The sequence below is a fragment of the Pseudomonas sp. SDT291_1_S447 genome (genome assembly GCF_054070155.1).
This window is the reverse complement of record NZ_JBSVXS010000242.1, coordinates 1-2,383: the sequence shown is the minus strand read 5'-3', so window position 1 is coordinate 2,383 and position 2,383 is coordinate 1. Positions and strand designations below refer to the sequence as shown.

The 2,383-nt window shown below is 61.4% G+C and carries 3 protein-coding genes; all 3 read right to left on the bottom strand.

Features of this window, described 5'->3' with window-relative positions; translation table 11 throughout:
• Window positions 1–430, bottom strand: a 430-nt coding sequence (locus tag ACW9IR_RS29185; protein WP_457466069.1) for a baseplate J/gp47 family protein, incomplete at its 3' end; no start/stop codon positions are given.
• Window positions 427–744 (bottom strand): DUF2590 family protein, encoded by a 318-nt coding sequence (locus tag ACW9IR_RS29180; protein ID WP_457466067.1) that lies wholly within the window; start codon window positions 742–744, stop codon window positions 427–429. The genes ACW9IR_RS29180 and ACW9IR_RS29185, both read right to left, overlap by 4 nt.
• Window positions 741–2,383, bottom strand: a 1,643-nt coding sequence (locus ACW9IR_RS29175; RefSeq protein ID WP_457466065.1) for a phage tail tape measure protein, incomplete at its 5' end; no start/stop codon positions are given. The genes ACW9IR_RS29180 and ACW9IR_RS29175, both read right to left, overlap by 4 nt.

Below are 2,383 nucleotides of genomic sequence, written 5' to 3'. Positions count from 1 at the left end.
CGAACGTCGCCGGCGCCGTGGTAATCAATTGGTACACGTTGCCGTTGATGGCGGCAGACTGCACCACAATGCCTTTTTCCAGCTCCATGACGCCGTCCGGTAAGGCGCGGGTGAACAGCAATTTACCGCGGGCTTTGGTGGCGCCTTTACGCTCGACGTTGACCGCCCAGGCGAGCATGTCCAGCCAGGCGTCCACCGCCGTTTTCACAAAGAAATTCGGCAGCACCGTCAGGCACAGAAAATCCAATAGCCACAACACCGGTTTGGTCACCAGCGCGGTCATCACCCGCCAGAACGGCGAATAACTGCTGGTGTTGGCCACCTTCGCGCCTTGGGCTTCGACTTCCTTTTCCCACGCGGCCTTCAAACCGGCCTCGGTGGTCGGTATGCCGGCGTCGGCGATCACCTTTTTAAAATCGACCTGGCTCACAGACGTACCTCAATCGAACCAAATTTCAGGGTTTTCGCAGTGACCAGGTACACGCCTGGTTCCTGCTGGGTGATGCGTGCCGTGCCCGGCACCAGGCGCTGGTCGTCCTCCACCAACAGTTCAAGTTGCTGAATGCAGTCGCGCTGCCGCAGCCGATCGCGCTCGGCCACCAGCGTCACCAGCAACCCGCTGTCGCGGATCATGTGAGCGATGTCCTGGGCGATGCAGGCGCGGTCATCGACCAACAGCGGCTGGTGGGATGGATCCAGTGCCAGGTCGTTGTTCACGATCAACAGGTCTACGTACTCGCTCATCCGCCGACCGCCATAGCCACCATGTTTTCCACCTCCAGCGGGCTCATTGGTTTGCTGGTGTGAATGTTCACGTTCTCCACATGTGTGCCCTTGTTCTGGCTGCTGTTGTTGTTCTGGATGCTGGTCAGCAAGCCGCCGGGCGGCACCGCCGAAGGGCGTACCGGGGAAAGGCTGGGGATTGCCGCGTTGATGGTTTGCTGGGCTTTCTGTGCGGCGTTGGCGGTGTCGGCGGCATTGGTCGCGGCATCGACGCCGGGCACTTCAGGCATACCGCCAAAACGCGCTTCGATATTCACGCCCGGGATGCTGTTCAGCAGCTCGATCACGCCGTTTACGGCCTTGGTGAAAATGCCGACGATGCTGTCCCATGCGGCCTTGGCCATGCCTGACCAACCGCCCATGGAGTTAAACCAATCGGACAGCTTCTGGAGCTTGTCGGCGACGAACTGGAACGCGGCCGTGTTCATCAGGGCGGACGTCCATTCGTCCCAGTAGTAGACCGCCGCGATAATGACGGCCACCAGAGCGAGAACACCCACCACAATCCACACCATCGGGTTGGCCAACAGCGCCGCGTTGACCAGCCAGATCGCGCCCTGCCACAGCAGCATGGCGCCGCGCACCAGGGAAAGGCCGGCGCTGAGCGTGTAGATCACGGCCATGTAAGCCAGGATCGCCAGTTTCTGCAGGACGAAGCCGGCAACGGTGCGCAGGTTCAGCAACTGCACGACCTTCCACACCGATAACAGGCCCAGCCAAGTCATCCGTGCAACGCCGACCACGACGGTCAACAACGACATGGCGCCGACGATCGCCATGATGGTCAGTGCGGTGATGCCGATCACCCGGGTGATGTTGGGAAACAGCTGCGACCAGCGCACCAGGGTTTTACCGATGTCGACCATCTTGCTCATGAACGGCGTCAGTACCGGTATCAGCACCTGGCCAAATACCACACGCATGACCTCGACCAGGGACGCCCACTGTTGCCACGGATCGACCATGGCCCGGGCCATCTGCTCGGCATTTTCCAGACCGCGCACCTTGCCCAGCTGCTCGATGCCGTTGCGCAGTCGATCGGTATCCTTGGCCAGCGCGCCGATCACCTGGGCGCCTTCGCCACCGAAGGCCTCCATCAACTTGGCCCCGGCTGACGCGCTGGTCAGATCACCGAACTTGCCCTGCAGCTTGTCCAGGATCGCCATCATCGGCAGGACTTTGCCCTGCTGATCGGTGAACTGCATGCCGAGCTTTTCAGACGCCGCGCCGATGTTCTCGAAGAACGCTTTGTAGCGTCCGCCGGCGTCGCCGCCCTCCATGGTGCTGCTCAGCGTGCCAATCACCGCCATCTGTTCGGCAAGGTCGACGCCGGATGTGGTGGCGATCGCGCCGGCCTCCTTAAACGCGTCTTTCATCGCGGCGCCACTGGTGCGGAACAACTGCACGGCCAGCGCCGTTTGGCCACCGAGTTTTTCCACCCACGCGCCCTTCCCCATCGCATCCGCTTGGGACTTCTGCAGGTTGTAGAGCGTGCCAACGTATTCACCCATGGTTTCGGCGTCGGACTTGGTGGCTTTCGCCAGCAAGTTGCTGGTGTTGGTGAACGTGGCGAGCTGGTTACCGGCAAGCCCCTTGATGG

Coding starts and splice junctions, on each gene's coding strand:
- ACW9IR_RS29180 (WP_457466067.1), bottom strand. CDS start 744: ATGAGCGAGTACGTAGACCTGTTGATCGTGAACAACGACCTGGCACTG.